Here is a 3,249-nt window from a genome sequence, read left to right on the forward strand (position 1 = left end):
AATCGGCGTGTTCAGGCTTTCGACCGTCGGCACACCGGCAATTCGTTTGAGAGCCGAGTCCAGCGCGCCTTGGACCGCGAACACCTTGGAGGCGTCAGTGCTCAGCACGACGTGGTCGATGCGGTTGATCCCATGGGTGCGCGCGGCCACGACGAGGGCGGAGGCGAGCCGGTCACTCTGCCGATCGGGGGTGCGGCCCACCTTCGCATCGAGCAGATGCACGCCGGCTTGTGCCTCGGTGAATAGTTTGTGAGCCGGGTGCTCGGGGTGGTCCAGCTGGGTCAGCTGTGTCAGCTGCAGTTGCCTCGGCGTCGGAAGACCGTGGATCGGGACGTGCTGATGGCTGTCAGCCGTGTGATCGAAATGCTCTGCGACATGCGGCGCCCGTGTGTCTTGGTAGGGGCATCGGGCGACGGGTGCGCCGAGCCAGATGCCGTTTTGCTCCAGCAGTTTCTCGTCGAGCTTGAGCCCGCGCATGTCCAACTGCAGCTTGCCGGCCAAAGCGGGGTTGAGCATTTCATAGCGGCACACGGAGCCGACGAGTCCGGCGGCGTAATAGTTGGCGTAGTCGGAATTTCCGGGGTGGCCGAGTCGGGTGTCGTCTGGCTTCTTGTCGAAGAAGTGTTTTGCGGCGGCTTCGACATTGCGGGAGTCGGGGGTGATCGATAGGTCAGGGTTGAGCGTGAATCCCGCCTTCAAAGAGATCCGCAGGCGACCTTCGATTCGTTGCGTATCAACAAAATCATTGACGTAGCCCACCTCTATCGCTAGTTCGTCCATGTCCGAAAGATCAAATTCTGCATTGCCGTGCTTGAGTCTGCTGACCAATGCGTTCCAGCCAGCAATGTGCGCGCTGGCTTCGTCATGGCGGTTGATTGAGAGCATCTGTTCGAGCGCACGACTGTAGTCATGGACGGACTGGCCACTTCCTAGCTCGCGCTGGACGCTGCGGTCGAATTGTTCCAGACCGTTTCTGGTGCGCTCTCGATTCATGCCGTGCTGAACTTCATGGCCCATGAGAAACGTGAGCCTATTGCGCTTTGTGGCATCGAGCAGATCGTCGAGCTTTAGATTGATGGTTTTTGTGTCCGAACTGTAGCTGGCTCCGGCGTTCTCGCTTACGGCCATGACGGCGAAACGCTTCAGATGATCGCGCGAGACTGCATCGTTCATCTGCTTCATCAGTGCGGGCGATCCTTCAATGACGGCACGAAGGTTTTGGTAAGCGGGCGACGTTGGATCACCGATTCCGCGCATCAATTGGTCGAGCCGGCGGTCGATGACGCTCATCGCGGCGCTCCCAAGTCCATGTACCTCACGATAAAGCCGATAGAGACTCTCTTGATGCAATCATGCGAAATCTTCTCAAGGCTCTCGCCACTCTCGCCGACCACAGCGACCTCGACTTCGACCGTGCCGCGTTGGTACTGTTTGGCGGGACTCTCGTGGCGAGTGCTGCTGACGTGCCGATAGCCCGTTGCGACTATGGCCTCATGAAACTGAGCCGCATCCAGTTGGCAGACTTCTGTCATTGGAGGGCGATCCGGATGTCTTGTCGTTTGGTAGAACGCTAAACCCAGACCCGGAAGATGCGTCGCATTGTTTGGCCCCAACACATAGCCATACCACCAGTTTTCCGTCAGCGGCTGGGAGATCGAGTAAACCATGTTTGGGGGTCTGCCCGAAGAGGGCTGCATGGCAATTCCACTGAACTGCGCTACCCGTTCCCTGGTCAAGTCTTGTGGCTGATGCACACTGTCGATGATCGCCAGTAGTCGACGCAATACTTCAGGCGCATCGAGCCGAGGCGCCTCTGTGGAAGCTGAACTGGACATGTTTTTTTCCTGCGGATGAACAACGGCTTTGTCGGTCGTCGATGAACAGGCACCGAGCGCAAGTCCAACCGACAAACAAGCGAGGCCGCGAGCCAGAAAGCCCGTTGCCAACTTGTTCGAATTGTCAAAAACAATCAGGTCGACGGAAGCAGCGAAGCGCGAAGTTCGCGTCCCGACTCTGAAAATCGATCGAAGCCATCGGCCAGCGATGCCGTGGCCGATGGCGATTTGCTGAATCACCTGTTTCCTTCCGGCGCAGAATTTTTTCCCTGCGCGGCCGCGTTGTTCATTTGAAGCATCAAGGCCGGCGATTTCTCAACGACAGCGCGAAGATTTCCATAGGCGGACGACGTGGGGTCTCCGACTTCACGAAGCACTCGATCAAGCCGCGGGTTGTTTGCGTTCATCACATCGCCCCCACGTCCATGTATTCCACAAGGAAGCCGACGGAGACTCTATGGATGCATCGATGTGAAATTTTCTCCAGGCTTTCGCCACTCTCCCCATACATTCCAATCTCTACTTCGACATGTCCACGCCGATATTGCCTGGAGTCACTAGCGCGGCGAGTGTTGCCTACATGCCGGTAGCCCAGCTTGAGCAGCGCATCTTGAAATTGCGCTGCGTCGAGTTGGCAGATTTCGGTCATGGGCGGGCTGGCGCCCCCAATCTTTGCGGTCTCGTAAAACGCCAATCCAAGCCGCGGAAGATGCGTCGCATTGTTTGGCCTCCAAACGTAGCGATGCCAAAAATTTTCCGTCAGCGGCTGGGAAATCGAGTAAACCACGTTGGGGGGTTTGCCCGAAGAGGGCTGCATGGAAATTCCACTGAACTGCGCTACCCGTTCCCTGGTCAGGTCTTGCGGCTGATGCACGCTGTCGACGAGCGCCAACAATCTGCGCAGCACTTCAGGCGCGTCGAGCCGAGGCGCCTCTGTGGAAGCTGAACTGGACATGTTTTTTTCCTGCGGATGAACAACGGCTTTGTCGGTCGTCGATGAACAGGCACCGAGCGCAAGTCCGACCAAAAAGCAAGCGAGGCCGCGGGCCAGAAAGCCCGCTGCCAATTTGTTCGAATTGTCAAAATTGATCAGATCGACGGAAGCCGCAAAGCGCGAAGTTCGCGGGCCGACTCTGAAAATCGATCGGAGCCTTCGGCCAGCAATGCCGTGGCCGATGGCGATTTGTTGAATCACCTGTTTCCTCCCTGCGCAGAATTTTTTTTGGCTCAGAGACTCATTGCCCGCGCTTGTCGCTGCATGGTGTGTGGCTGTTCCAGCGTGCGCTCTTGAACTTGCTGCTGATCTCGTTCCATGGCTTGCTCCCAAGCCTGAGTGCTCTGAGAAATCGGCGTGTTCAGGCTTTCGACCGTCGGCACACCGGCAATTCGTTTGAGAGCCGAGTCCAGCGCGCCT

General features: G+C 57.6%; 4 protein-coding genes. All 4 read right to left on the reverse strand.

All coding sequences use genetic code 11. The features are described 5' to 3' along the window. A partial coding sequence (locus tag AC1DEK_RS30035; RefSeq protein WP_478128973.1) for an XVIPCD domain-containing protein occupies positions 1–1,290 on the reverse strand: 1,290 nt, incomplete at its 3' end. Beyond that, positions 1,287–2,075, reverse strand: coding sequence for a hypothetical protein (locus AC1DEK_RS30040; protein ID WP_478128974.1), 789 nt, complete (start codon positions 2,073–2,075; stop codon positions 1,287–1,289). The genes AC1DEK_RS30040 and AC1DEK_RS30035, both read right to left, overlap by 4 nt. 166 nt (positions 2,076–2,241) lie before the next feature. Further along, the gene (locus AC1DEK_RS30045) at positions 2,242–3,030 is read right to left on the reverse strand and encodes a hypothetical protein (protein WP_478128975.1); all 789 of its coding nucleotides are present in this window, start codon (positions 3,028–3,030) and stop codon (positions 2,242–2,244) included. Between the two features lie 32 nt (positions 3,031–3,062). Then, a partial coding sequence (locus AC1DEK_RS30050; RefSeq protein ID WP_478128976.1) for a hypothetical protein occupies positions 3,063–3,249 on the reverse strand: 187 nt, incomplete at its 5' end.

The sequence above is a fragment of the Variovorax sp. 10N420 genome, assembly GCF_056394705.1.